This is a genomic window from Arthrobacter sp. UM1 (genome assembly GCF_020483305.1).
In the GTDB taxonomy this organism is placed as follows: domain Bacteria; phylum Actinomycetota; class Actinomycetes; order Actinomycetales; family Micrococcaceae; genus Falsarthrobacter.
The window spans coordinates 92,514-117,960 of sequence record NZ_JACWAB010000004.1; the positions used below are offsets into that span (position 1 = coordinate 92,514).

The window sequence follows — 25,447 nt, forward strand, 5'->3', positions numbered from 1 at the left end:
GGAAGTTCAGTCCTTCTTCTTGCGCAGGCGGTAGCCGATGATGCTTCCGAAGATGCCGGCTGCCACTGCCGTGGTTCCGATGACGAAGAGCGGCCAGTTCACACTGGGCGTCTCGTTGTAGGGCTGGGTCTCCGTCTTGGCTTTGACGTTGCCGGACGGAGGCGCTGCAGACGCAGACTGGCTCTTGGTCGGATCGACCACGTTGAAGGTGATGATCCCGTCCACCGGATGACCGTCCGAGGAGACCACGCGCCACCGGATGCTTCCCTGCCCCGGGGGCAGGTCCTTCGGCATGTGGACGCGCACCTGATCTCGGGAGATCTTGGCGTCCACCGTGGTCCGCTTCCCGGATCCGTCCTCGACGACGATCTCCGAGCCGAACGTCTGGATCTTGTCCGAGTAGGTGAGGACGAAGTCCCGGTGCGTCGGCGGGATGTTCTGCCCGTCGCGGGGATCGGAGGAGACAAGCTGGTCATGGGCGGAAGCCGGTGCGGCCGCACCGCCCAGAACCGCGGCGAGGACGGCTGCTGAGGCAGCCCCTCGGCGAATCGCGGAGCTCATGGGGTTGGGGTCCTTTCGTGGTTGCGGGAGAGCCTGGCTGCGTCAGGCGGCCGGCGGCCCGCGGAGCCCCCAGGCGGCCACGTTGCAGAGGCCTGGGCGCAGGGAGAGCGGCTCCCGGGAGCCGCTCGGGGATGGACCCGCGGCCGCGTCCAGGCGGCGGCGGACGAGTGAGTACGCGTGCGAGACTGCGAGGGCCCCCGCGAGGACCGTCTCGGCGATCCAGGCGGGCAGCGCGGAGGCGCGCAGGGCGAGCGTGCGGACGACGGCGTCCGAGCGGTGCAGGCCCGCGAGGACCAGGCCCACGGAGAGCATCCACGCGGCGGCGTGGAGCAGGAGCATGGCGGGGTGGGCCAGGGAGTCCAGCGGCGTGGAGTCCACGGGAGGCCCGGCCTGCGGCGCGATGAGCTCGCCGTGGTGTCCCGCGCCCGGCGAATGGGCGTGGACGCGGCCGGCGGCGTGCCCCGAGACGGCGAAGATGCCGTGGAAGGCGAGCTGCCCCAGGCCGAGGATCGCGGCGACGCCCGCCGCGCTGTGGCGCAGGCGCATGAGGGCGGAGGCAGCGGAGCTCGCGATGAGCCACGCAAGCAGCACTCCCCCGAGGGAGAGCGGGTGCTCCTGGCCCATGGCGGCCCCGGCGACGACGTGTCCCGCCGCCGCGAGCACTGTGGCGGCGGTGGAGAGCACGACGACGCTCAGCAGTCGCGGCATTCCTCCCCCTTCACGGGCCACATCAGGTACCCCGACATTCTACGCTCCGTAGAGGGGAGGTGGACAGACGGCGCCAGACTGCTCGCAGGGGCTGCACAGCTCCCCGGGCGGACTCGCTCCAGGGCGACCTCTCGAGGGGACCGGGCGGCTCGCCCACGCCCCGGACGCGCAGAGGCCGCCCCGCCCGTGAGGGGCGAGGCGGCCTCCGGCCAGGCGCGGTCTTACTTGGAGACGGCGGCCTTGAGCTTGGAGCCGGCCGTCAGCTTGACGCCGAAGCCCGCCGGGATCTCGATCTCGGCGCCGGTCTGCGGGTTGCGGCCCTTGCGCGCGGCGCGCTCGGTGCGCTCGACGGCGAGCCAGCCGGGGATGGTGACCTTCTCGCCCTTGGAGATCTCGGAGGTGAAGACCTCGAAGACGGAGTCGAGGACGCCGTTGACGGCGGCCTGGGAGTTGCCCGACTTCTCTGCGACGGCGGCGACGAGTTCGCTGCGGTTCATAGCCATGATGTTCCTCCTATGAGGTTCGGTGTGTTCTTGAGCGCGAGGCTGTGCCCCGGCTACTGCCTTGAACATACCAGCGTCATGGCCAGTTCGCCGGAAAAATCCCTGGATTCCTGCGGATCTCCCAGGTTTTTGAAGGTTCCCGAGGGGTTCGAGGGGGCGTGTCGGGGGCTTCGCGGACGCCTGAAGGCGGTTCGCGGACAGGTAGTGAGGTTATCTAAGTACGTGCGTTCGTCCTATGATTGCCGCTGGCCCCCGAACGAACAGGAGCACCCTCAGATGGATCAACCCCGTCACCCTGCCCCCTCGCGCCGCCGAGTAGCCCAGGCCGCCTGGGCGGCGCCCGCCATCCTCGCCACAGCCGCAGCCCCGGCGACCAGCGCCTCGACGCCCAATGCGACGCCGACTCCGACTCCTACTCCGACACCCAACCCCTACTACAACACCCCCGTGAACGATTCAATCGTGCGCAAGGGCACTGTCGTACAACAGCTCTTTTTCTACGACGGCGACAAGTACTTCCACTACACGGGAAACGCGGCCACCAGCAAGAAAGTCACCGACGACAACTGGGCCATGGAACGCAAGACTGCGTCATGGCACAATCTCGTTCCCGGCCGCACTTACACCTTCCAGATCACCGCCAATGTAGGCCCAAAGGGGCACTGCCCAGCCGCCACGGTGAACAAGACAATGGAGATCTGGATCTCGAACGACGGTGGAGACAAGTGGCAGAACGTTGCCAACCTCCGGTCTAGCGACGACGCGGTGGCCTCTCCGAGGGCTGAGGTTCCTGCCACGACGCTGAAGTACCCCTTCCCCAAGGACTACTGCAACAACGACAAGAACGATGTGATCTGGGGCGAGCCGACGACCGTCACATTCAAGGGCACGGCCGGCCCAGACGGCGTCCTCAGGTTCCGGTACAACGCCTGGATGCAGCCGCAGCCCCCGGGCCAATACCCATATCCTTGGGGCGGCCACGTCAATTGGGGACCCGCGATCATGCGAGTGACCCATCCCCGCATAGTCGACTGACCTTCCGCGACGCGGCAGCCCGCCTCCTTCCTTTCCGAGGCGGGCCGCCGCGTTCCCCGCCGCACCGTTGCCACAGGCTTTTGGGCGGCACCCGCCGCCGTCGCCCAGGTTGGGGCGCGATCGACTATTCCGGCCGCTGCATGAGCAAGCACGCCAACGACGTGGCGAGCACAGACTTCGAGAACAACTGGTTCGCGGCCCGCGCCAATCACGTCTGGCGAAACCCGACGCCCCGGAAGCTCCACACGTTCCCAATCACCACGAGGGGCCAGCCGTATGACGCTCGCCCGGCCATGGGCTCAAGCCATACCGTCCTGGCCTAAAGCTCGAGCGGCTGCCGGACGAGGACCGAGAACGCCAAAATCCTGTCCCTGAAGACGGGCCCCACTTCGTCTGTGGCGACGACGGAGCTCCCCTACGGCATCGCAGAGGACGTCTGCAACGACGTTCGCCGGGAGACCTCGGGGTCCAAAGCAGACCGTCACCTTCCCGCAGACCGCGCGCCATGACGTTCCCACCGGAAATGAACGATTTGAGCTGACCATTCCGGAGCTGGTCGGACTGGCCTGAGTCCCGACGAGGGCCGGAACGCTTGCACCCCTAACCAAACACGATGAGAACGTCTGTTCGTTCCATGATTGCCGTTGGCCTCCGACCAGAACAGGAACACCTCCAGATGGACCACCCTCACCTCCCAACCCCCTCACGTCGGCGTGTAGCGCAGGCCGCGTGGGCAACCCCTGCTGTCCTTGCCGCCGCAGCAGCGCCTGCGGCGAGCGCCTCAACTCCAGCCCCGGTACAGAGGTACGTCCAGGCCCCCACCGGAACGGAGAGCCAGGGCACGCTCGTGCTGGGCCGGCTCAGCAACCACTACAGCCCCACCACAAACTCCACGTACACGAACCGCTCGGTGAACGCGATCTATCTGAACAAGCTCTCCGAGTCCTATACGACGAGCAGGTTCAGCGACGCCGACTGGGCCCTGGAGAGACGTGAGGCCTTCTGGGAAGGCTTGGTCCCAGGCAGGCTGTACACGTTCACGATGAGGGCGAGGTCCGCCCCGTACTACCGATGCCCCACCGGCACCGCGGGAAAAGCCGTCCTCATCTCCAGCTCGCCAGACGGCAGCACGTGGAGGCAGCAGACGCATCTGCGCTCCCACCGGAAGGCGCCCAAGCCCGTGGGCGCCACGGCCCCCGAGACAGTCTTCGCTTCCTCTCTGCCGGACGACATCTGCGAAAAGGCGGACACGCTGTCCTGGAGCGAGTGGAAGCAGATCTCCTTCACCGAGACAGCAGGCGCCAAGGGCAGGGTCCACTTCCGCTATGACGCCTGGATGCCCCCGCGGGTCTGGGACAACGAAGTGCTGACCGCCTCCCCAGAGGATCCCGACGACACCGCGACAGAGTTCCCCACCGGCAACGCGTCCTTCCAGTGGAGCCGGCCCACGATTGTCGGCTAGGCGGCCCAGCTCGGAGAGCAACGCGTGCGTTCTGAACGGAATAGCTCTACGCAGCCCTAACTAGGCCTTCTACGCACGCTCATGCGTTCTATTATTGCTCTTGGGTCCGATCATGACAGGAGCGCTCTCTGATGAACTCACTTAGCCGCCCACACCCCTCCCGCCGTCGCGTAGCCCAGGCCGCGTGGGCAGCGCCTGCCGTTCTCGCTGCCGCTGCAGCGCCTGCGGCAAGCGCCTCGACGCCGACCCCGAAGCCGCCGCTGCCGCCTGAATACCTCATGGATGTCTCGGGGACGTCGACTCTCCGGGGCAGGTTCGACGAAGCCCTGAGAAACTTCCAGACGTACGGCACGATGTACGCGAACTACTCCGTCAACGACGTCTACGAGGTGGAGGACTTCCATCAGCACTGGGCCGTTGAGCGCAAAGAAGGAGTCTGGCAGAACCTCGTCCCAGGGAAGACCTACAGGTTCTCCGTCTCGGCTTCGAGCGCCCCGTATTTCGACTGCAGGTCCGGCACCGCGAGCAAGACCCTGCTCGTCTTCAGCTCCCCCGATGGCATGAGCTGGGCGCAGAGCGCGAATTTCCGGTCCCAGGAGGGCGGCTCACGGCCGCCGGGCGCGTCCCGCCCGGAGACCACTCTGGCCCTCCCCCTCGCCACGACGTATTGCACCCAAGACTTCTCGAAGCGGCACTGGGGGCCGTCGAAGACCGTCACCTTCTCCCAGACGGCAGGCCCGGACGGGAAGGTCCGATTCCGCTTCGACGCATGGCTCCGAACCCGCATTCGGAAAGATGTCTCAACCGTTCCCGGCAGCTATCCCACAAGCGCCACAACAGGAAACGCGTTCATGCGGTGGAGCCGGCCCGAGATCGTGGCCTGACCGCCGGGGCCGGGACTGCACGTTCACGGTCTCGGCCCAGGCGGCTCCCGACGGCGAGTCCACGGCGATGGCCGATGCAGATCTCGGTCCCGACGGTCCCCGGTCCCCGGTCCTCGGCCCCGACGATCGTCAGCCGAAACGCACGAAGGGCGCCACCCGAACGGGTGGCGCCCTTCTCTGCTCTGGATCAGCCGGAGAGGCTTACCAGGAGGACTTGGTGATGCCCGGAAGCTCGCCCTTGTGGGCCATCTCGCGGAAACGCACACGGGAGATGCCGAACTTCTGGAACGTGCCGCGCGGGCGGCCGTCGATCTGGTCCCGGTTGCGGAGGCGAACCGGCGAGGCGTTGCGCGGGAGCTTCTGGAGGCCCAGGCGAGCCTCCTCGCGAGCCTCATCCGTGGCGTTTTCATCCACGAGGGTCTTCTTCAGCTCAGCGCGCTTCGCGGCGTAGCGCTCAACGATGGCCTTGCGCTGCTCGTTGCGAGCAATCTTGGACTTCTTCGCCATGGTTTAGCGCTCCTCTCGGAAATCAACGTGCTGACGGACGACCGGATCGTACTTCTTCATGACCAGGCGGTCAGGGTTGTTCCGGCGGTTCTTGCGCGTGACGTACGTGTAGCCCGTGCCCGCGGTGGACTTGAGCTTGATGATCGGACGGACGTCCTTATCCTTCTTTGCCATCAGAGCTTCACACCCTTCGCGAGCAGATCGGCGACAACGGCGTCAATGCCACGAGCGTCGATGACCTTGATGCCACGGGTGGACAGGGTCAGCGTGACGTTGCGGCGCAGGGACGGAACCCAGTAGCGCTTCTTCTGGATGTTCGGGTCGAACCGGCGCTTGGTGCGGCGGTGCGAGTGGGAAATGCTGTGACCGAACCCGGGCTGGGCTCCGGTCACCTGGCAATGTGCTGCCATGATCACTCCTCAAAGATGTAGTAACTTGCGGGGGTTCTTCTCAAACAGATCCCTCTGCGATCAAAAAGCGCCCCCGCCGCCAGTAGTGACACCGTGCGTACTGCAGCTTTCGAAGAGGGTGACCAAGCTGGGTGAGATCCAGCCGCGGCCCCTCGCCGCGAGAAAACGGTGAGAACCGACCTCCCGTTTTTCCCCAAGAGAGCGGTCCGCGATGCGGGTGCTGCGCCCCAGCCGCTGTTCTCCTGCCCGACAACGGGATGAAGACACGGCGAAGCGCGACTTAACGCCCCTCCATCTTAGTGGCGTCCTGTGTTAAAGCCAAACCGGGGCCGCATGGCCTCGGGCACACGGGCGGCAGCGCTCGAGCACCCGCGCCCCGCAGCGAACCGCCCGCCCCGGACATGCGGAAGGGCGGCCGCGCTGTCTCCAGCACGGCCGCCCTTCTCAGACAGCTGACCCGCGGGCCGAACCCGTCAGGCTAGAGGGCCCGGCGCGGAGCGCCGTCGTCGTCGCCCTTGGGGGCCGGGGCACCCGACGGAGCGCCGGCAGCGGCGGCCTCCGGCTTGGCGCGGTGCGCGTGCTCGTCCTTCTCGAGGGAGCTCTCCGGGACCTCGACGGTCTCTGCCGCGTCCTCGGGCAGGACGTCCGGGTGGTGGAGGCGGACGACCTCGAGGGGCATGTCGTTGTGGTCGATGAGCTCGTCGTCCATCTGCGTGCGGACGATCTCGTGCGCCTCCTCCTCGGTTTCAACAGACGGCATGGCGCCCGGCAGCGGGCGGTTGGCCGACTCGCGGAGGAAGTAGATCGCGATGGCGCCGATCGCCGACGTGCCCATGAGCCAGTAGGCCGGCATCAGGTTGTCGCCGGTCGCCTTGACGAGCGACTCCATGATGAGACCCGCCGTGCCGCCGAAGACGGCGACGGCGATGTTGTAGGAGATGCCCATGCCGGCGTAGCGGGAGGCCGTGGGGAACTGCGCCGGAACGGCGGACGCGATGTTGGAGACGTAGCAGAGCATCGAGAACGCCATGAGCGAGAGTCCCGTGGCCGTGGCCCAGACGTGGCCGAGCGCCATGAGCTTGAACGCCGGAATGGCGAACAGCACGCTGGAGAACGCACCGATCCAGAGCACCGGGCGGCGGCCGATCTTGTCCGAGAGCTTGCCCGCGAGCGGGATGCAGAGGGACATCACGATGAGGACCGGGACGGTGACGGCAGTGCCCTTGAGGACGTCGTACTTCAGGCTGTCCGTGAGGTATGTCGGCATGTAGGACGTGAGGGCGTAGCCCACCGTGTTGGCGGCCGCCACAAGCATGATGGCCACGATGATCTCGCGCCAGTAGTGCTTGAAGACTCCCTTGCTGCCGGACTCGGACATTTTCGGGTCCACAGCGTGCTGGTTCTGCTTCTCCGAGGCGTCCTGCGCGGCGGCGTACGCCGGGGACTCCTCGATCTTGAGGCGGAAGTAGACGGCCGCCGCGCCGAGCGGGATGGCCACGAGGAACGGGATACGCCAGCCCCAGGCCTCCATCGTGGCGTCGCCGAGCGTCACCTGGAGGACGGTCACCAGCAGCGCGCCGATGGCGAAGCCGAGGTAGGAGCCGAGGTCCAGGAAGGACGCGAAGTAGCCGCGCTTGCGGTCCGGCGCGTACTCCGTGATGAACGTGGTGGCACCGGCGTACTCGCCGCCCGTGGAGAAGCCCTGGAGGAGCTTCAGGATGACGAGGATGATTGTGGCGGCAATTCCCCAAACACTCGCGTCAGGGAGGATGCCGATGATCGCGGTGGCCGAGGCCATCATGATGAGGGTCGTGGCCAGGACCTTCTGGCGGCCGATCTTGTCGCCGATCTGACCGAACACGACACCGCCGAGCGGACGCGCGAGGAAGGTCGCTGCGAACGTGGCCAAGCCGAACAGATTCTGCGCGGTGCTGGAGCCGTCGGGCAGGAAGATCTTGCCCATGGTCATGGCGAGGTAGCCGTAGATTCCGACGTCGTACCACTCCATGAAGTTGCCCACGAGCGTGCCGCTCATGGCCGTCTTCAGGGTGGGCTTGTCGACGACGTGGACGTCGTCGGCGCTGATGCGCCTCTTGCGGACCTTGACGTTCTTCGGCGAGGACGTGACGTCAGACTCGACCGGATGTGCGGGGGGCATCTATTGCCTTCTCTCCGTAGACAGATCGGAAGCGGGGCCGGCCCCAGGGGAGGCAACCGGCCTCGAACACGCGCATTGACGTTACCGGGCAGTCTTGCGATTGCCGAAACGAAGGGTGAACTGAGGGCGAGCAGGCCAGTTTTCATGACGCTGCATCCCAATGATGGCGCAGGACTTCCCGGATTATGTGAGTTGAGTCACAAAATGGGGGTACTTGGGGGTCATGCCGTCTCCGGAGGACACCCCGCGCAGCCTGCGGCCCACCCACGGCACCAGGTGCTTGCGGGCCCAGGAGACGTTGTTCCGCAGGGCCTCGACGCGGCTCAGGATGGGAGCCTCGTCCAGCTCGGGGATGACGACGTCGTCCGCCTTCTCCAGCGCCGCCAGCACGTTTGCGGCCATGACCTGATGACCGGTGGCGGAGAGGTGCAGGCGGTCCTCGTCCCACATGCGCCAGTCCTGGAGCTCCTTCATGCGCCAGAAGTCGATGAGGGCGAATCCGCAGTCCGCGGCGGCCTCGCGCAGCAGCTCGTTGTAGACGGCCGAACGGCCGCGAGTGGCGGAGAAGGTCTTGGAGGCGCCGGTGTCGAACGCGGTGAAGAGGGCCACGTCCGCACCCTGCGCCTTGAACCGGCTCATGGCCTCGGCGTAGCGGGCCACAAGAGCGTCCAGGTCCACGCTGGCGCGCAGGATGTCATTGCCGCCGGCGTAGCAGGTGACGAGCGTGGGCTTGAGCTCGAGACCGGCAGGAACCTGCTCCTCGATGACCTGTCCGATCTTCTTGCCCCGGATGGCGAGATTGGCGTAGCTCCAGTCGCCGAGCGCGATCAGCTCCTCCCCCACCCGGTCCGCCCAGCCGCGGACGCCGTTGGGGCGGACCTCGTCCCAGTCGCCGACGCCCTCGGTGAAGGAGTCGCCGATGGCCAGGTAGCGGTTGGGCATGGTCTGCGGGGCGGCTGGGTACGGGGTGTGCGGGGTGTTCGGGGTATCCGTGGCCGGGTCTCCAGAGGGGCTGGGGAATGTCTCGCTCTCACTCACGGGACAAGGCTACGCCGGGTTCAGGCCCGCCGGACCCTTCAGGAGGCCTCGGGTCCCCTCAGCAGGCCCATCGAGCCGCTCATCTGTTGCAAGTTGGAGGAATGGGCGTCCTCTTTCCTCCAACTCGCAACAGACGAGGGGCGGGGCATGGCCGACGAGGGGCCGACGAGGGTCGGCGGAGGGCCGGCGGGCTGGAACGCCCCCCTCTTACGCCGCCTGGGCCTGGCCGCGCTTCCAGTAGCCCATGAAGGCCACGGAACGGCGGTCCACCCCGCACTCGCGCACGTAGAAGCGGCGGATGTCCCGGACGGCGCTCTGCTCGCCCGCGACCCAGACATACGTCTTAACCGGGGCCTTGGCGTGGCCGGACTCCCAGAGGAGGGCGTCGCCGTCGGGCTCGTCCAGGGCGGCCGAGGCCTCGAAAGATCCGCGAGGGGCCTCGGACGCGGCGGCGGGGGCTCCGGGAATGCCGACGGGCTCGTTCAGAGCGGGGGAAGTCTCGGGAGGGGCGACGCTGGCCTCGGAAGGAGCGGAGGCCACCCGGAGGTCGCCCGCGGTGGGGCAGCCGGAGAGGAACTCGAAGTGCTCGGCGCCGATCCGCCCGCCGAGGGCGTCCACGAGCGAGCGGCCGAGGTCTGAGCCGCTGCGGACCCAGTCGACGCGGACGGGCCCGGCGGCTGCAGCGAGACCAGACCCGGACTCCGCAGGGCCGGATGCGGGCTCGCGCTCAGCCCCGGGCCCCGGCCCGGCCAGGCTCGGGAGGTCCCGCTCGTCGTCGGGCGCGGCGACCTCCGCGAGGACCCGGACCTCGGCGCCGGGGGCGGCCACGCGCGGGAGGTCGCGGAGGATGGACTCGATGGCGGGCAGGGCGGTGGCGTCCCCCACGAGGACGATCCGCTCCGCCGAGCCCGGCTTGAACTCGGTGCCCGCGTACGGCTCCGGCTGGGCGGCCCAGTAGGCGAGGTTGGGGCCGATGACCTGGAGCTCGTCGCCCACGCGGGCCGAGGCGATCCACTGCGAGGCCGGCCCGAGGGCGCCGCCGGCGTGGGAGGCGTCGTGGAGGGCGAACTCGACGTCGATCTCCCCCGGCCGGGAGGCCACGATGCTGAAGGTGCGCATCGCGCCTCGGACGTCCGCGGGGGCGTCCCGCCAGTCGGTGTACCAGCGGGTGCCGCCGAGCTCCCCGGCCGGGATGCGGCCCTCGGGCGCGGCGCCGAAGACGATCTTGATGCGGCAGTCGAGGTAGGGGGTGGAGTCGCCCATGAGGTCGAACTCCTCGGCGGCGAGCGTCACCCGCGCGAAGCCGGGGCTGCGGCGCTCCACGCCGGCCACGCGCGCCCAGACGCAGCGCATCGGCTCGGGCTGCCGCCCGGCCTCGGGCGCACGCTCAGCAGCCCGCCCGGCCTCAGGCGCCCCGGACGCCCCCGGCGCAGACGCCCGCGCGCTCTCAGCGGCTTCCATGCGCGCTCCTCTCCGCCGCGGTGGTGGCCGGCACCACGAGCGGCTTGCCGGACTCCGGGCACTCGATGACGGTGGACTCCAGGCCGAAGATCTCGCGGACGGACTCCGCCGTCAAGACCTCGCCGGGGGCGCCCTGGCCCACGATCCGCCCGTCCCGCATCGCGATGAGGTGGTCCGCGAAGCGCGCGGCCAGGTTGAGGTCGTGGAGCACCATGACCACGCTGCCCTGGCGCTCCCGCTGCGTGTCCAGCACGAGGGACAGGACGTCCATCTGGTGGGCGAGGTCGAGGTAGGTGGTGGGCTCGTCGAGGAGCAGGATCGGCGTCTCCTGGGCCAGGGCGAGCGCGATCCACACGCGCTGCCGCTGGCCGCCGGAGAGCTCGTTGACCTCGCGCTCGGCGAGCTCGAGCGTCCCGGTCACGGTGAGTGCGCGGCCCACGGCGTGCCGGTCCTCCGCGGAGAAGCGCCGGAACAGGCCCTGGTGCGGGTAGCGGCCGCGGCCCACGAGGTCCCTCACGGTGATGCCCTCAGGCGCGATCGGCTGCTGCGGCAGGAGCCCGAGCCGCTTGGCCGAGTCCTTGAGCGGCATGGCTGCGAGCCGCTCCCCCTCGATGAGGAAGTTCCCGCGCGTGGGCTTGAGCAGCCGCGCGAACCCGCGCAGGAGCGTGGACTTGCCGCACCCGTTGGGCCCGACGATGACCGTGACCTTCCCCTCCGGGATCCTCACGCTGAGGTCTGAGATGACCTCGCGGCTCTCGTAGGCGAGGCTGACCCCCTGCGCCTCGAGGGCGGCGGGGGCCAAGTCAGTGTGCGTCATGACGCTCCTTTCACGGCGCGGGCCTGGCGGCGTCCGCCCACGAGGACGGCGATGAGGACGGGCGCTCCCACCGCGCCCGTGATGATCCCGACGGGCAGGGACAGCTGCGGCAGCAGCACCACCGAGACGAACTGCGCCGCGAGCACGAGCGCCGCGCCCGTCAACGCCGCCGCGGCCAAGGACAGCCGCCGCCCGGTCAGCAGCCGGGAGAGCGGGCCCGCGAGGAAGGCGACGAAGGCGAGGGGCCCGGTCACCGACGTCGCCATCGCGGAGAGGAGGACGGCGGCGACGACGACGGCGAGGCGGGCCGCCGTGACGCTGACGCCGAGTCCCTGCGCGAGGTCGTCGCCGAGCTCGAGCATCCGCAGGCGCAGGACAATGAGCGCCACGGCCGGCACGAGCACCGCGAGCGCGAGGGCGAGGGCCCCGATCCGGTCCCACGTGGCGGCGTTGAGCGAGCCGTTGAGCCAGACCATCGCCTCCTGCGCCTTGTAGATGTTGCCGCGGGCGAGCAGCCAGTTGACGAGCGCGCTCATCATGGCGGCCATGCCGATGCCCGTCAGGATGAGGCGCCCGCTCGCGTGGACGGTGGAGCGGCCGCGCATGGACACCGCGTAGAGGACCGCGGCGGTGCCGAGCGCGCCGAGCACCGCGGCTGCGCCCACGCCCGCGCCGGAGAGGCCGAACGCCACGATCGAGGTGACGGCGGCCGCGGAGGCGCCGTAGTTGACGCCGATGATGTCCGGGCTCGCGAGCGGGTTGCGCAGCAGCCGCTGGAACAGGCTGCCGGAGAGGCCGAACGCGAAGCCCGCGAGCGCCCCGGCCACGGCCTGCGGGAGCTTGGACTCCATGACGATGAACGTGGCGCCTGGGATCTCCTCGCCGCCGAGGATGCGGAAGAAGTCCGGAATGGTGACGGTGTAGTCGCCGAGCAGGATCGAGCCGAAGAAGAGCAGGCCCACGGCGGCGGCGAGGACCGCGAGGACCCTGCCTCGCTGAGCCGTGCCGCTCTGAGTCGTGCCGCTCTGTGCCGTGCTGCGCCTCACGAGACCATCACCCGCCTCGAGCGCGCGAGCCACATGAGCACGGGCGCGCCGATGACCGCGGTCAGGACGCCGGCAGCCGTCTCCGCCGGGGGCGCGATGACGCGGCCGAGCGTGTCCGCCACGAGCACGAGCACCGCCCCGCCGAGGAGGCTGAGCGGCATGAGGGAGCGGTGGTCGCCCCCGGAGAGCAGCCGGAGGATGTGCGGCGCGGCCAGGCCCACGAAGGCGATGGGCCCGGCCACCGCCGTCGCCCCGGCCGCGAGGAGCACGAACCCGGCGCCGACCACCCAGCGGGCGCGGGAGATGCTGACGCCGAGGCCCCGCGCGACGTCGTCCCCGAGGGCGAGCGCGTTGAGGGTGCCCGCGTTGGCGAGCACGAGCACTGCCCCCGCGAGCAGCAGCGGCAGCACGGGCGCGAAGGAGAAGTCGTTGACCGCCACCGAGCCCACCTGCCAGCGGCGGAACGTGTCCAGCGTGGCCTGGCTCGAGACGAGCAGCGCCCCGATGACGGAGACGCACCCCGCGGTCACGGCCGCGCCGCCGATCGCGAGATTGACGGCCGAGCCGTGCGAGGGCCCGAACTCGGCGATGAGGAAGACGAGCGCACTCGCGAGCGCGGCGCCGAGGAGGGCGGCCGCCGTCGTGCCCCCGAGCCCCGCGACCCCGAAGAACGTCATGCCGACGACGACGGCGAGCGACGCCCCCGCGTTGACGCCGAGGATCCCCGGATCGGCGAGCGGGTTGCGGGTGAGCCCCTGCATGCCCGTGCCCGCGAGCGCCAGGGCGGCCCCGACGCTCGCCGCGAGCACGGTGCGGGGGATGCGGGCGGCGGCCACGGCGGCGTCGTCGTTCGCGGGATCGCGGCCGGAGAGCTGGGCGAGCACCGCGCTCCACACCTCGTGCGGGGGGATGGCGCGGGCGCCGATGCCGAGGCTCGCGACGACGGCCGCCGCGAGGAGCACCGCCAGGATCAGGGCGGTGGCCCACACGGCGGCCGGCCGGCGAGCGGAGGGACGCTGGGCAGCAGGACGCTGGGCGGCCCGGGCTTCAGACATCACAGGGAGGTCAGTCCGCCTTTTCTGCTACTTGGACGCCTTGAGGGCGTCGGCGATCTTCGGGACCCACTTCTCGATCGCGTAGTCGATGCTGAGGACCGAGATGGCGGAGAGGGCGATGGTGTTCGTGTTGTCCGAGTCGAACACCGCGGCGCCCTTCTTGACCGCCGGGATCTGGCTGAGGAGCTTGTCCTTCTTGATGGCGTCCGCGGCCTTGGCGTCCGCCACCCAGCTGACGAGCACGTCCGCGTCCAGCTTGCTCGCGTTCTCCGCGGAGAACGGCACGCTGAAGGAGGCCTTCTGCTTCTTCTCCGCCTCGGCGATGACGGGGGCCTGCTTGAGGCCGATCGACTCCATGAAGCGGGGGCGGTTGTCCGTGGAGGAGTAGGCGGTGATGCCGTCCGTCTTGCCCGGCTCGAGGGTGGCGAAGACGAAGCTCTTGCCCTTGAACTCGGGGTGGTCCTTGGCCACCTGCTCGAGCTTCTCCTTCTTCTCCTTGAGGAGCTTCTCCGCCTCGGCGTTCTTGCCGAGCGCCTTGCCGATGGTGGTGAGCGAGTCCTCCCAGGACGTGCCGTAGGCGAGCTCCGGGTATGCGAGGGTCGGGGCGATCTTGGAGAGCTTCTGGTAGTCCTCCTTGCTCATGCCCGAGTAGGTGCCGATGATGAGGTCCGGCGTGACCTTGGCGATCGCGTCGAAGTTGATGCCGTCCGCCTCCGAGTACTGGACCGGGGCCTTGTCCGTGCCGATCTCCGCGCCGAGCTTCTTGAGCGCCTCGTCCTTCCACGGGAGGGACTTGTTGGAGTTCTGGCCGAAGGAGTCCTCCGCCATGCCCACCGGGACCACGCCGAGGGCGAGGACCACGTCCGCGTTGACCCAGGAGACCGTGGCGACGCGGGTGGGGCGCTTCTCGATCTTCGTCTCGCCGAACGCGTGCTTGATGGTCACGGGGTACTGCGAGTCCGAGCTGCTCTCGCCCGAGCCGGAGCCCTTCTTGTCCGACGACGAGCCCGTGGAGCAGGCCGAGAGCAGTGCGGCGAGGGAGGTGGCGCCGAACGCGGACAGGGCGGTGCGACGGTTGAGGTTCATGGGCATCCTTGGTGCTCGGGGTCGGTGTCGGGAAAGGCTGACGTTGACCGGACTGAGGCAACACTAACCTAAGCCGAGGGTATTAGAGAACGCAGATCTGCCCTAATTGGGTGTTCGGTTGGTCACGGGTGCGGGCGCCCCGCCGAGAGCGGAGATTCCGCACCCGGCGGCTTCGGGGTTCTGCGGGCCAGAAGCACCCGGAGACCGCACCCTCGACAGCGCTGGTTCGGGAGCCTAGACTTCTCTCGTCGCGAACATCGGGTTCGCCCCTCTCGGAAGTCTCACTCCATGCACAGCATCGCCCGGCGCAGCGTCGCGTCCGCCCTCCTCGCAGCTCCCCTCCTCCTCGCCGCGGCCGCCCCGGCCTCCGCGGCCCCGACCGTCCAGACCCGCGTCACGCCGTTCTCCGCCAGCCCCTCGACGGTCCGGGCAGGAGCGGCCATCACCGTCCGCGCCCAGACCCAGGCCCTCACGGCCGGCGCCTGGCGAGCCCGCGGCGGCACGCGCGCCGTCGTCTTCTTCGATCCGGACGGATCCGCCCCCGCCCGCGCGGTGCGCACGGTGACCACCGACGCCCGCGGCAACGTGGCCACGGGCTTCACCGCGACGGCGAGCGGCCTCTGGTACGTGGCGATCCCCTCGACGACGGCCCTCAAGTCCTCCGTCTCGGCCAAGGCCTACGTCCGGGTGACGCCCGCGCCGAAGCCGGCGCCGACCTCGGTCCGCCCGGCCGCAGGCAGCTGGAACTGCCCCAGCTGGGCCCCCATCAAGGGCAACGCGAGCAGCCGCATCTTCCACCGGCCGGGCCAGCGCTACTACTCGCGCACCAAGCCGGAGATCTGCTTCGCGAACCCGACGGCGGCGATCCGCGCCGGGTACCGCGCCTCCAAGGTCTGATCCGCGCGGGGCGGCCTCGGCCGGGTCCGGCTGACGAGGGCCCGGCTGACAGAGGTCCCGGCTGACGAGCGCCCGGCTGACAGAGGTCCCGCGGCACCCGCCTGCGGGCGGCGAAGACGGACGGCAAAGACGGACGGAAGTTGAACCGTCCGGACGCCCTTCCGTAGAATGGCTCCCCATGTGGACGTTGACGACTCGCTCCGGCTCCTGCCGCGGTCGCCGTCCCGCTGGACTCGTGTGGATTGAGAGGACTGGCGGGTCGCGCTGACGCGCGGCCACCGCATGCTGCCCTCATCCGAACGGCGCCTCCCTGTGCGAGAGGCGCCTGAGACCATGCGAGTCTTCCATGCTTTCTACACCTTTCTCCTCCCCTGCCCGGAACAGGGGATCCGCATTCTGGCCGCCGATGCTCGTCATCGCCGCGGCACAGCTGATCGTCATCATGAACAACGCGATCGTGAACATCGCGCTGCCCCAGCTCACGGAGGACCTCTCCATCTCCGCGGGCCAGCAGTCCTGGGTCGTCACCTCCTACCTCCTGGTGTTCGGCTCGGTCCTGCTGGTCGGCGGCAAGGTCGGGGACGCCTTCGGGCACCGGCGGGCGTTCATCGCAGGCCTCATCGGCACCGCCGTGTTCGCGGCGCTGGCCGGCTCGGCCACGGCACCGGCCTGGTACTTCCTGGCCCGGGCGGGCCAGGGCCTCTCCGCCGCGGTGCTGGCCCCGGCCGCCGTCGCGCTCCTCTCGACGACGTTCGCCGAGGGGCATGAGCGGGCCAAGGCGTTCGGGATCTACGGAGCCGTCACGGGCGCCGGCGCGGCCGTCGGCGTGCTGGCCGGCGGCATCCTGACCGACCTGCTCTCGTGGCGCTGGACCATGTTCGCGTCCGTCCCGCTCGCGCTCATCGCGGCGGGCGCGGCGCCGCTGGTCCTCTCCGCGGCGGACGCCCTGGACCGGACGCGCTGGCATCTGCAGGACGTGGCCATGGTGGTCGTCGGCGTTGCGGCGTTCCTCCTGGCGCTCACCGAGATGGAGCACGGCCGCGGCCTCCAGGCGATCGCGCTCACGGCCCTCGCGGCCGTGTCCCTCGCGGGATTCGCCCGCCGGCAGGTCCGCTCCCGGACGCCGCTGCTGCCGCCTGAGCTCGTGACGGACCGGGACCGGCTGAGCGGCCTGATCGTCGTCGGCGCCGGAGGCCTCGGCCCCACCGGCGTGTTCGTGGTCCTGAGCCTGTACCTGCAGGAGACGCTGCACATGTCCCCGATGCAGGCGGCCCTGGCGACCCTCCCCTACCCGATCGGCATGATGGTGTCCTCTCAGTTCAGCGAGCGGCTCATCAGCCGGTTCGGGGCGGTCAAGACGGTCGTCTGGGCGCTCGGGCTCTCGGGGCTCGGCCTGCTTCCGCTGGTCCTGGCCGGGCCCGGGGCGTCCTACCCCGCGCTCGTGCTGCCGGTCCTCGTCGTCATCAGCCTGACGATGGGCCCGGCGTTCGTGGCCGGCAGCCGCCTCGCCATGACCGGGGTGGCGGAGAGCCACTCGGGCGCGATGGGCGCCGCGATGAACTCCAGCGCCGAGCTCGGAGGCGCCGTCGGCGTGACGCTCCTCAGCGCGCTGTCCCTCCTGCTGGGCACCGGCGGGACCGCCGGCTACGGCGCGGCCATGGCGTCCGCCGGGGCGGTCCTCATCGCGGCCGCGTTCGCCGTCGCGCTCGTGTCCGGGGCGTTCCGCAGGGCGCACGCGCGGGCCTGACCGCCCGCCGGGTCCGGGGCTTCGGCTCCGGGCCCCGGGCTTGCGCCCGGCCCCCGCGCGCCGCGCGGTGACGCCTGCGCTTCGCGCGCTGGCTCTCTCGTGCGGCACGCCGTCTGCCGCGTTCCGCGCCTCCGCCTCCCCACCCCTTCTTCATTCCGCATTCCGCATTCCGAGGGGCCGCCTGCCGCGGCCCCACTTCAGCTTGCCTTCACTGGAAAGGACGACTCCCCGTGATCACCGCAACGGGACTAGAGCTTCGGGCAGGCGCGCGCCTGCTCATCGACAACGCCGACCTCCGGATCGAGAGGGGCGACAGGGTCGGGCTGGTCGGCCGCAACGGCGCCGGCAAGACGAGCCTCGTGAGAGTCCTCGCGGGCGAAACCCTCCCGGCCCAGGGAACCGTCTCCCGCACGGGCACCCTCGGGTACCTGCCGCAGGACCCGCGCGCGGCCGACCCCGGCCAGAGCGCCCTGGACCGCATCCTCGCGGCCCGGGGCCTCGCCGGCGCCGCCGCAGGGCTGCACCGCGCCGAGGAGGAGATGGGCTCCGCCGACCAGGCCGTGCGGGACCGCGCGCTCCGCCGCTACGACGGGCTCCAGGCCGAGTTCCTCGCCGGCGGCGGCTACGCAGCGGAGGCCGAGGCCGCCCGGATCAGCGGGCACCTCGGCCTGCCCCAGCGCGTGCTGGCCCAGCCGCTCGGCACGCTCTCCGGCGGTCAGCGCCGCCGGGTGGAGCTCGTCCGGATCCTGTTCTCCCAGGCGGACGTCCTGCTCCTCGACGAGCCGACCAACCATCTGGACCAGGACTCCCTCGCTTGGCTGCGCGAGTTCCTCGCCTCCTACCCGGGCGGGATCCTCATGATCTCCCATGACGAATCGCTCATGGAGGCGACGGCGACCCGGGTCCTCTTCCTCGACGCCGCCCGCAGCGCGCTCGACGTCTACGCCATGGCGTGGAGGGACTACCTGCGGCAGCGCGCCCAGGACGAGTCCCGGCGGCGGCGCGAGCGGGCCAACGCGGAGAAGAAGGCCGCGGCCCTCCTGAGCCAGGCGGAGTCGATGCGGGCCAAGGCCACCAAGGCCGTGGCCGCGCAGCAGATGATCCGCCGGGCCGAGCGGCTCACGGGCGGGCTTGAGGCGGAGCGGGCCTGGGAGAAGGTCGCGGCCCTGCGCTTCCCCGCCCCGGCGCGGTGCGGCAGGACTCCGCTGCGGGCCCGCGGCCTCTCGAAGGCCTACGGCTCGCTGGAGATCTTCGCAGGGGTGGACCTGGCGGTGGACCGCGGGTCCCGGATCGTGGTGCTCGGCCTCAATGGCGCGGGCAAGACGACTCTCCTGCGCATCCTCGCCGGCCAGACGGTTCCGGACACGGGCGAGGTCGCGGCGGGCCACGGGCTCCGGCTCGGGTACTTCGCCCAGGAGCACGAGACGCTCGACGGCGGACGCACCATCCTGGAGAACATGCGCTCCGCCGCGCCGGACGCGGACGACACGCAGGTGCGCACGCTCCTCGGCTCGTTCCTCTTCACCGGGGAGGACGTGGACAAGCCCGCCGCGGTCCTCTCCGGCGGCGAGAAGACCCGGCTGGCCCTGGCGGTGCTCGTGGCCTCCTCCGCCAACGTGCTCCTGCTGGACGAGCCGACGAACAACCTGGACCCCGCCTCCCGGGAGGAGATCCTCGGTGCGCTCCGCAACTACGAGGGCGCCGTGGTCCTCGTCTCCCACGACGAAGGAGCGGTCGAGGCGCTGCAGCCGGACCGCGTGGTGCTCCTGCCGGACGGGGTCGAGGACATGTGGGGGCCCGCGTACCGGGACCTGGTCTCGCTCGCGTAGCGGGACGGGCCCGTGCCCGGGCCCATGAGGGCGGGGCGGCGGAGCGCATAGTGTGGCCCCATGAGCAACGAGCACACCGCGCCCCGCCCCTCCGCCAGCCCCGGTTCCGCGCCCGACGGCTCCCCGTCAGCGCCTCGCCCCGGAGTCATGCCCGGAAGCCGCTCGACCCCGGTCCGGCTCGTGCGGGACTCCGGCGTCGTCGCCTACACGGCGGAGGTGCCGGCGTCGCCGTCGGACCTGTTCGCCATCCTCGCCAACCCGCACCGCCACCACGAGCTGGACGGCTCCGGCTCCGTCCAGGCGGAGGTCCGCGGGCCCGAGCGGCTGGCCCCCGGCGACCGCTTCTCCACGCACATGCGCCTCTACGGCGTGCCGTACGTCATCACCAACACCGTGAGCGCCGTCGAGGAGGACCGCCTCATCGAGTGGGTCCACCCCGGAGGCCACCGCTGGCGCTGGGAGCTCGAGCGCCTGCCCGACGGCGGCACCCGCGTCACCGAGTCCTGGATCGCCCGGGGCGCCCGCCTTCCGCTGCTGGCCTACCGGATCATGGGCGCGTACGCCCGGAACGACGACGGCATCCGGCAGTCGCTCGAACGGGCCGCCCGGATCATGGCGGGGCGGGTTTAGGAGTCCGGCGCTGGGAGGGTGCGGGCCTGGAGGGGGTGCGGGCCTGCGGAGGGCTTGCGGGGCCTTCCTGACCGCTCCGGCCCGGGCTGGGGCGGGCTGGCTCATCTGCCCCGTGGCTTGTGCACCCGGTTCGTTCGGTTTTTGGCCCGAAAACCGAACGAACCGGGTGCACAAGGCAGGCGTGTGGGGCTGGACGCGACCCACGCCGAGCTGCAGACGGCGCCCTGAGCCCTGCCCCACCCTCCTCCGCCCTTGTGCACCCTCTGGTGTCAGGATCTGGCCGAAATCCTGACGAGAGAGGGTGCACAAGCAGAAGTACCGGGTGCACAAGCCTCCGAGCCGAGGAGCGAACCCGGGTGGGCGGCCCCGAGAGGGAGTCTCTCGGAGGCCTAATATAAATTGCTCGTCTGTACGGTTATCTCCTAAACTGGTGAGGCTCTCATCGAGAGCTTCCACCTCTCGGGGCCTGAGGAGCCGGACCTTCTCCGGCCCCGTTCGCTGCCCTTCTCGCCCTTCCGGACGCCGCAGGGCTGCTTCCGGGGACGACACAGGACTGCGCCGGGCCCCTCGGCCTGAAAGCGCAGCAGATGACCTCTTCATCCCAATCCAGCGCCTCCCAGTCCGGCACTGACCGGCCTCGGCGAGCCCGCCCCGCACAACACCTTCCCGGACAGCCCGCCCCCGCCCGGCGCATTCCCGCACAGCCCGGTCCCGGACAGCCGGGCCCGGCGCAGCCGCAGGGGTCTGAACCGCCCCGCCGGGGACAGGGCAGCCCCCGCAGGCCCGCTCCTCAGCAGCAGGGTCCCGCGCGCAGACCCGCCCCCGCCCAGAACAAGCCCACACAGAACAAGCCCACACAGAGCGAGCCCGCCAAGAAGCCCTCGCCCAAGCGGCCCGCCGCCACTGCGGCGCCGAGGGATGAGAAGGCGAGCGGCCGGGTCGCCGTCGTCGGCTCCGGATACGGCGGAGCGGTGGCGGCGCTGAGGCTGGCCCAGAAGGGCATCGGCGTGGACCTCATCGAGATGGGGCAGGACTGGGACGCCACGGCGCCGGCCGGAAGCCGCTTCTGCGCGATGACCTCGCCGGACCGGCGGGCCATGTGGTTCTCGGACGCCACGGACATGCCGTACCGGTACCTGGCCGGGCTGGACCTCATCAACCGCCGCGTGCCGCGCTACGCGGGCATCCTGGGGATCGAGCGCTTCGCCGGGATGAAGGTGTACCGGGGCGTGGGCCTCGGCGGCGGGTCGCTCGTCAACGGAGGCATGGCGGTGACGCCGCGGGAGTCGTTCGTCCGGCAGGTCATGCCGCAGATCGACTCGCGGGAGATGTTCTCCACCTACCTGCCGCGCGCCAACGCCGAGCTGGGGGTGGCGGAACCGGCGCCGGACGTCCTGGCGCACTCCCCCTACTACCAGTTCAGCCGGACCGGCGCGGCGCAGAACAAGAAGGCCGGGTACCAGACGGTCACCGTGCCGAACGTCTACGACTGGGACTACCTCCGCCTCGAGACCTTCGGCCGTGTGCCGGCCTCGGCCATCGCCAAGGAGGTCATCTTCGGCAACAACCACGGCAAGAAGTCGCTCACGTCCACCTACCTGAAGGCGGCGCTCGCCACCGGGCGGGTCAAGGTCAAGGCGCTCACCGAGGTGACCCGCATCCGGAAGAAGGGCGAGTCCTACGCGCTCACCCTCAAGACCATCCGCCCGGACGGAGGGGTGGCGTCAATCTCGGACGCGGTCTACCGGAAGGTGGTGCTGGCGGCGGGGTCGGTCGGAACATCGTCGCTGCTCGTGACGGCCAAGGCCCGCGGGGACCTCCCGGACCTGGACGCGGCCGTGGGCCGGAAGTGGGGGCCCAACGGGAACACGATGGTCGCGCGGAAGCTGCCGCTGTCCGTCAAGACGGGCCTGCCGCAGTCCTGCATCCCGGCGCAGGGGCTCATGGCCTGGGACGACTCCCCGGGCTCGGTCTTCGCGGAGATCGCCCCGTTCCCGATCGGCCTGGAGACGAACACCCTCGGCTACCTCGCCATCACGAACAACCCGAACTTCGGCGAGTTCACGTACAACCCGAGGACCCAGAAGGTGGACCTCTCCTGGAACCGCCACTCGCACGCGCCGTCCGTCAAGGCCGCCGCGGCGGTCATGGCGCGGCTCAACGCGGCGAACGGCGGGCACGTCCGGACGGACATGCTGGAGCGCGGGCTCGCGTACTCGGACTACTTCACCTACCACCCGCTCGGCGGCTGCGTCCTCGGCGAGGCCACCGACCTCAACGGCGAGCTCAAGGGCGCCCCGGGCGTCTTCGTCATGGACGGCTCGCTCGTTCCCGCGAAGGTGGGCGTCAACCCCTTCGTCTTCATCACCGCCCTGGCCGAGCGCAACATGGACAAGCTCCTCGCCGCCGGCCGCTTCACCGGAGGACTCACCTCATGACGCACTCTTCCTCTCAGCACTCGCCCTCGCCGCGTTCGAGCGGGCGGCGCGTGCCCTCCCGCCGGAGCGTCCTCGCGGGCGCGGCCCTCGCGGTCCCGGCGCTGGCCGTTCCGGCCCTGACGCCGGCCTCGGCGGCCCAGGCTCCCGCGGGGCAGGTCCCCGCGGCCCTCTCGTCCGGGGCCTCCCTCCCGGGATCACGACGACGCCGGGGCGCCGCAGACCTGGCCCTGGCCCTCCTCGATCCGCCGGTCAGCGGCGAGCGGTCCACCCCGGTCCACTGGGGCAGCACCGGCCGCGTGGCCCAGCGGGGCGCGCTGCCGCCGGGGCTGAAGATCAGCAACGTGGGCTCGGAGGCGGTGAGCACGGCCACCGGGTTCATCGAGGTGCAGATGCAGAACGCGTTCGGCGCGGGGCACCACCTGGCGTACCGGCTGCGGATCCGGTCCTCCCACGCGGGGTTCTCCTTGCTGGACACGACGCCGGGGATTCCCGCCACGAACGCCTCGCGGACGTACCGGTGGACGCTGTCCCAGCCGCTCAAGCCCGGCGAGAGCACGGTCATCCCGTTCGAGTACTACACGCCCAAGACGTTCACCAACCCGGATTTCGCGGTGCTCGTCATGGCGCGCGTGGAGGACTCGGCCCGCGGAGACGGCAATGACGTCACCGCCCGCCTGGGCTCTGTCCCGGGGTACTCCTCCACTGTGTTCAGCCCTTAACTGAGGGCTCCTGCACACGTCCGAGGCGTGGACACGGGGTCCTTCCCGAGTTGCGCGCCTCGGACGTGAGCGTGCAGAGTGAATATCACCAACCCATCCAGAGCGGCCGAGAGACTTGGCTCGAAGACGCCGCAGCAACCCTGACCCGCAGGGTGCTTCCGCCAAGACCGATGGAGTGATTCTCTGTGGTCGAATCTTCGGCAATTCCGCACACCCTCAGCACGGCCCGCGGCCAGGCAGACCAGCGCCTGCCGCGCGGCCCCCTCACGGCCCCGGCTCCGTCCCACCCCACGCTGGAGGACCGCTTCCTCGCCCACCCGGAGACCGAGGCCGAGCGCCTCGCCTACTGGGAAGCCGCGGCGGAGCGCCTCGAGTGGGAGCGCCGCTGGGATACGGTCCACACGGCCGAGCAGGACGGGGACGGCGTCCCCCGCTTCACCTGGTTCTCCGGAGGCCGGCTCAACGTGGCCCGCAACTGCGTGGACCGGCACGTCGAGGCCGGCCGCGGCGCCCAGGCCGCCTTCCAGTTCGAGGGCGAGCCCGGGGACCAGAGGACCGTCACGTTCGCCGAGCTGCAGCGCCGCGTGGCCCAGGCGGCCCACGCGCTGGAGAGCCTCGGCGTCGGCCCAGGAGACCGCGTGGTGGTCCACCTGCCGGTGCTGCTCGAGACCGTGGTCGCGGCCCTCGCCTGCACCCGGATCGGGGCCGTGCACGCGCTCGTCTTCGGCGGCTTCAGCGCGGCGGCGCTGCGCTTCCGGATCGAGGACACGGGCGCCAAGGTCCTCATCACGAGCGACGGCCAGAACCGCCGAGGCCGCGCGGTGGCCGTCAAGCCCCTCGCAGACGAGGCCCTCGCGGGCGAGAACGCGGTGGAGCACGTCGTCGTCGTGCGCCGGACCGGCCAGGACGTGCCGATGCGAGAAGGCCGGGACCTCTGGTGGGACCGCCTGCTCGAGGGGCAGCCCGAGACGCACGAGGCCCGCGCGTTCGAGGCCGAGCACCCGCTCTTCATCATGTACACGTCCGGCACCACGGGACGGCCCAAGGGGCTGGTGCACACGAGCGGCGGATACCTGGCGCAGTCGAGCCTGACGTTCGAGCAGCTGTTCGCGCACGAGGGCCGCCGCCTGCACTGGTGCACCGCGGACCTCGCCTGGGTCACGGCGCACACGTACGCGATCTACGGGCCGCTCTCGAACGGCGTCACGCAGGTGCTCTACGAGGGCACGCCGGACACTCCGCACGCCGGGCGGCACCTGGAGATCATCGAGCGGTACGGCGTGACCAGCTACTACACGGCGCCCACGCTCATCCGCACCCTGCGCGCCGCGTTCCCCGGCGGGGTGCCCGAGCACTACAACCGCCGCAGCCTGCGGGTCCTCGGCAGCGTGGGCGAGGCGATCGACCCGGACACCCACGCCTGGTTCGCCGAGTCCCTCGGCCCGCTGCCCCACGTGGACACGTGGTGGCAGTCCGAGACCGGCGCCACGGTCTGCTCCCCGCTCCCCCACGAGTTCGACGCCCCTCCCGTCGAGGTCTCCGCCTTCGGCGGCACCGTCCTCGCCCCGCCCGTGCCCGGCGGCTCCGTCCGCGGCGCGCTCCCGGGGTCCCGCGCGCTCGTGGTGGACGACGACGGCGAGCCCCTCACCTCGCCCGGCAGCGGCCACCTGGTCCTGGGCGCGATCCCGCCGGGCATCGCCCGCACGGTCTGGGGCGACCCGGCGCGGTACCGGGACTCGTATTTCAGCCGCTTCCGCTCGCACGGGTGGTTCGCCTCGGGGGACGCCGCCCGCCTCGACGAGGAGGGGCGCCTCTGGGTGACCGGCCGCAGCGACGACGTCCTCAACGTCTCGGGGCACCGGCTTTCGAGCATCGAGATCGAGTCGGCCGCGCTCACCCTGCCGGAGGTGTCCGAGGCGGGCGCGTGCCCGGTGCCGGACGAGCTGACCGGCGAGGCCGTGGCCGTGTTCGCGGTGGTCCCGGACGGCTGGGACCGGGCCGGCTTCGAGGCGGACGCCGAAGACCGGCTCCGCGAGCGCGTCCGGGCCGCCGTGGCCCGGCAGATCGGGCCCGTGGCCAAGCCGAAGCACGTCATCGCAGTGCCGGAAGTGCCCAAGACGCGCTCCGGCAAGATCATGCGCCGTCTGCTCACGCAGCTCTGGACGGGCGAGGAGCTCGGGGACACGTCGAGCCTCGCCAACGAGTCGGCGGTCGAGGCCGTCCGGGCGGTACTGGCGCACCGAGCCGCCCGGACGGCGGAGCGAGCGGCAGAGAACACGGCGGAGCACGCGGCGGACCGCGCCTCCGAGCAGGCCTCCGCCCGCGCCTCAGAACGCGCCTCGGACCGCGTTCCCGTCGGTGCTCACTCCGGCTGACGCGCCCTGCGGTCAGCCAACGCCGGCCGCGGACAGGCGAGGTCGGCCGCGCGCCGTCGTCGTCGTTCTCTGACCCCGCGC

24 protein-coding genes and 1 riboswitch are annotated in these 25,447 nt (G+C 70.7%); of the genes, 11 read left to right on the plus strand and 13 right to left on the minus strand.

Annotation, left to right across the window (positions count from 1 at the left end; translation table 11 throughout):
• Positions 1 to 6: 6 nt before the first annotated feature.
• The 3 genes from H9I38_RS06870 to H9I38_RS06880 all read right to left on the minus strand — a co-directional run bounded on the left by H9I38_RS06870 (position 7) and on the right by H9I38_RS06880 (position 1,772).
• Complete coding sequence (locus H9I38_RS06870; protein WP_226338024.1) at positions 7 to 561, minus strand: copper resistance protein CopC; 555 nt, start codon at positions 559 to 561, stop codon at positions 7 to 9.
• Positions 562 to 603: 42 nt separating this feature from the next.
• Positions 604 to 1,269, minus strand: coding sequence for a hypothetical protein (locus tag H9I38_RS06875; RefSeq protein ID WP_226338025.1), 666 nt, complete (start codon positions 1,267 to 1,269; stop codon positions 604 to 606).
• Between the two features lie 221 nt (positions 1,270 to 1,490).
• Entirely contained in the window at positions 1,491 to 1,772 is a 282-nt protein-coding gene (locus tag H9I38_RS06880) for an HU family DNA-binding protein (RefSeq protein WP_319002209.1), read from the minus strand.
• A gap of 447 nt (positions 1,773 to 2,219) precedes the next feature.
• Between H9I38_RS06880 and H9I38_RS06885 the strand changes: the two genes are divergently transcribed.
• The 4 genes from H9I38_RS06885 to H9I38_RS06900 all read left to right on the plus strand — a co-directional run bounded on the left by H9I38_RS06885 (position 2,220) and on the right by H9I38_RS06900 (position 5,153).
• Positions 2,220 to 2,807 (plus strand): hypothetical protein, encoded by a 588-nt coding sequence (locus tag H9I38_RS06885; RefSeq protein ID WP_226338026.1) that lies wholly within the window; start codon positions 2,220 to 2,222, stop codon positions 2,805 to 2,807.
• Positions 2,808 to 2,947: 140 nt separating this feature from the next.
• Positions 2,948 to 3,130, plus strand: a complete 183-nt coding sequence (locus H9I38_RS06890; protein ID WP_226338027.1) for a hypothetical protein — start codon at positions 2,948 to 2,950, stop codon at positions 3,128 to 3,130.
• A gap of 524 nt (positions 3,131 to 3,654) precedes the next feature.
• Positions 3,655 to 4,269 carry a hypothetical protein gene (locus H9I38_RS06895; RefSeq protein ID WP_226338028.1) on the plus strand — a complete coding sequence of 205 codons (615 nt, stop codon included), beginning with the start codon at positions 3,655 to 3,657 and terminating at the stop codon, positions 4,267 to 4,269.
• Positions 4,270 to 4,400: 131 nt separating this feature from the next.
• Positions 4,401 to 5,153: a hypothetical protein gene (locus H9I38_RS06900; RefSeq protein ID WP_226338029.1), complete on the plus strand. Its 753-nt coding sequence runs from the start codon at positions 4,401 to 4,403 to the stop codon at positions 5,151 to 5,153.
• Positions 5,154 to 5,354: 201 nt separating this feature from the next.
• On the opposite strand, the gene rpsN is transcribed toward H9I38_RS06900, so the two are convergent.
• The 10 genes from rpsN to H9I38_RS06950 all read right to left on the minus strand — a co-directional run bounded on the left by rpsN (position 5,355) and on the right by H9I38_RS06950 (position 14,731).
• The gene (gene rpsN, locus H9I38_RS06905; RefSeq protein WP_226338030.1) at positions 5,355 to 5,660 is read right to left on the minus strand and encodes a 30S ribosomal protein S14; all 306 of its coding nucleotides are present in this window, start codon (positions 5,658 to 5,660) and stop codon (positions 5,355 to 5,357) included.
• Between the two features lie 3 nt (positions 5,661 to 5,663).
• Positions 5,664 to 5,834: a 50S ribosomal protein L33 gene (gene rpmG, locus H9I38_RS06910; RefSeq protein WP_226338031.1), complete on the minus strand. Its 171-nt coding sequence runs from the start codon at positions 5,832 to 5,834 to the stop codon at positions 5,664 to 5,666.
• Positions 5,834 to 6,070, minus strand: a complete 237-nt coding sequence (rpmB, locus tag H9I38_RS06915) for a 50S ribosomal protein L28 (protein WP_226338032.1) — start codon at positions 6,068 to 6,070, stop codon at positions 5,834 to 5,836. Before rpmB ends, rpmG begins: the two co-directional genes overlap by 1 nt.
• 478 nt (positions 6,071 to 6,548) lie before the next feature.
• On the minus strand, positions 6,549 to 8,228 hold the full coding sequence (locus tag H9I38_RS06920; protein WP_226338033.1) for an MFS transporter: 1,680 nt from the start codon (positions 8,226 to 8,228) through the stop codon (positions 6,549 to 6,551).
• Between the two features lie 183 nt (positions 8,229 to 8,411).
• Positions 8,412 to 9,266: an SGNH/GDSL hydrolase family protein gene (locus H9I38_RS06925; RefSeq protein ID WP_319002210.1), complete on the minus strand. Its 855-nt coding sequence runs from the start codon at positions 9,264 to 9,266 to the stop codon at positions 8,412 to 8,414.
• Between the two features lie 207 nt (positions 9,267 to 9,473).
• Positions 9,474 to 10,727: a siderophore-interacting protein gene (locus H9I38_RS06930; RefSeq protein ID WP_226338034.1), complete on the minus strand. Its 1,254-nt coding sequence runs from the start codon at positions 10,725 to 10,727 to the stop codon at positions 9,474 to 9,476.
• Positions 10,714 to 11,544, minus strand: coding sequence for an ABC transporter ATP-binding protein (locus H9I38_RS06935; RefSeq protein WP_226338035.1), 831 nt, complete (start codon positions 11,542 to 11,544; stop codon positions 10,714 to 10,716). Before H9I38_RS06935 ends, H9I38_RS06930 begins: the two co-directional genes overlap by 14 nt.
• Entirely contained in the window at positions 11,541 to 12,590 is a 1,050-nt protein-coding gene (locus tag H9I38_RS06940) for a FecCD family ABC transporter permease (protein WP_226338036.1), read from the minus strand. Before H9I38_RS06940 ends, H9I38_RS06935 begins: the two co-directional genes overlap by 4 nt.
• Complete coding sequence (locus H9I38_RS06945) at positions 12,587 to 13,645, minus strand: FecCD family ABC transporter permease (RefSeq protein ID WP_226338037.1); 1,059 nt, start codon at positions 13,643 to 13,645, stop codon at positions 12,587 to 12,589. The genes H9I38_RS06940 and H9I38_RS06945 overlap by 4 nt, the downstream gene beginning before the upstream one ends.
• Positions 13,646 to 13,672: 27 nt before the next feature.
• Positions 13,673 to 14,731, minus strand: a complete 1,059-nt coding sequence (locus tag H9I38_RS06950; RefSeq protein WP_226338038.1) for an ABC transporter substrate-binding protein — start codon at positions 14,729 to 14,731, stop codon at positions 13,673 to 13,675.
• 288 nt (positions 14,732 to 15,019) lie between these two features.
• On the opposite strand from H9I38_RS06950, the gene H9I38_RS06955 reads away from it, so the two are divergent.
• From H9I38_RS06955 to H9I38_RS06985, 7 genes are all read left to right on the plus strand, one after another.
• Complete coding sequence (locus H9I38_RS06955; RefSeq protein ID WP_226338039.1) at positions 15,020 to 15,628, plus strand: hypothetical protein; 609 nt, start codon at positions 15,020 to 15,022, stop codon at positions 15,626 to 15,628.
• A 346-nt stretch (positions 15,629 to 15,974) separates the two neighbouring features.
• On the plus strand, positions 15,975 to 17,375 hold the full coding sequence (locus H9I38_RS06960; RefSeq protein ID WP_226338040.1) for an MFS transporter: 1,401 nt from the start codon (positions 15,975 to 15,977) through the stop codon (positions 17,373 to 17,375).
• Between the two features lie 230 nt (positions 17,376 to 17,605).
• Positions 17,606 to 19,204, plus strand: a complete 1,599-nt coding sequence (locus tag H9I38_RS06965; RefSeq protein ID WP_226338041.1) for an ABC-F family ATP-binding cassette domain-containing protein — start codon at positions 17,606 to 17,608, stop codon at positions 19,202 to 19,204.
• Between the two features lie 60 nt (positions 19,205 to 19,264).
• Positions 19,265 to 19,834: an SRPBCC family protein gene (locus H9I38_RS06970; RefSeq protein WP_226338042.1), complete on the plus strand. Its 570-nt coding sequence runs from the start codon at positions 19,265 to 19,267 to the stop codon at positions 19,832 to 19,834.
• Between the two features lie 587 nt (positions 19,835 to 20,421).
• Complete coding sequence (locus tag H9I38_RS06975; protein ID WP_226338043.1) at positions 20,422 to 22,272, plus strand: GMC oxidoreductase; 1,851 nt, start codon at positions 20,422 to 20,424, stop codon at positions 22,270 to 22,272.
• Entirely contained in the window at positions 22,269 to 22,991 is a 723-nt protein-coding gene (locus H9I38_RS06980; protein ID WP_226338044.1) for a hypothetical protein, read from the plus strand. Before H9I38_RS06975 ends, H9I38_RS06980 begins: the two co-directional genes overlap by 4 nt.
• A gap of 90 nt (positions 22,992 to 23,081) precedes the next feature.
• Positions 23,082 to 23,168, plus strand: a riboswitch (SAM riboswitch).
• Positions 23,169 to 23,176: 8 nt separating this feature from the next.
• Entirely contained in the window at positions 23,177 to 25,366 is a 2,190-nt protein-coding gene (locus H9I38_RS06985; RefSeq protein WP_413463527.1) for an acetate--CoA ligase, read from the plus strand.
• Positions 25,367 to 25,447 lie beyond the last annotated feature (81 nt).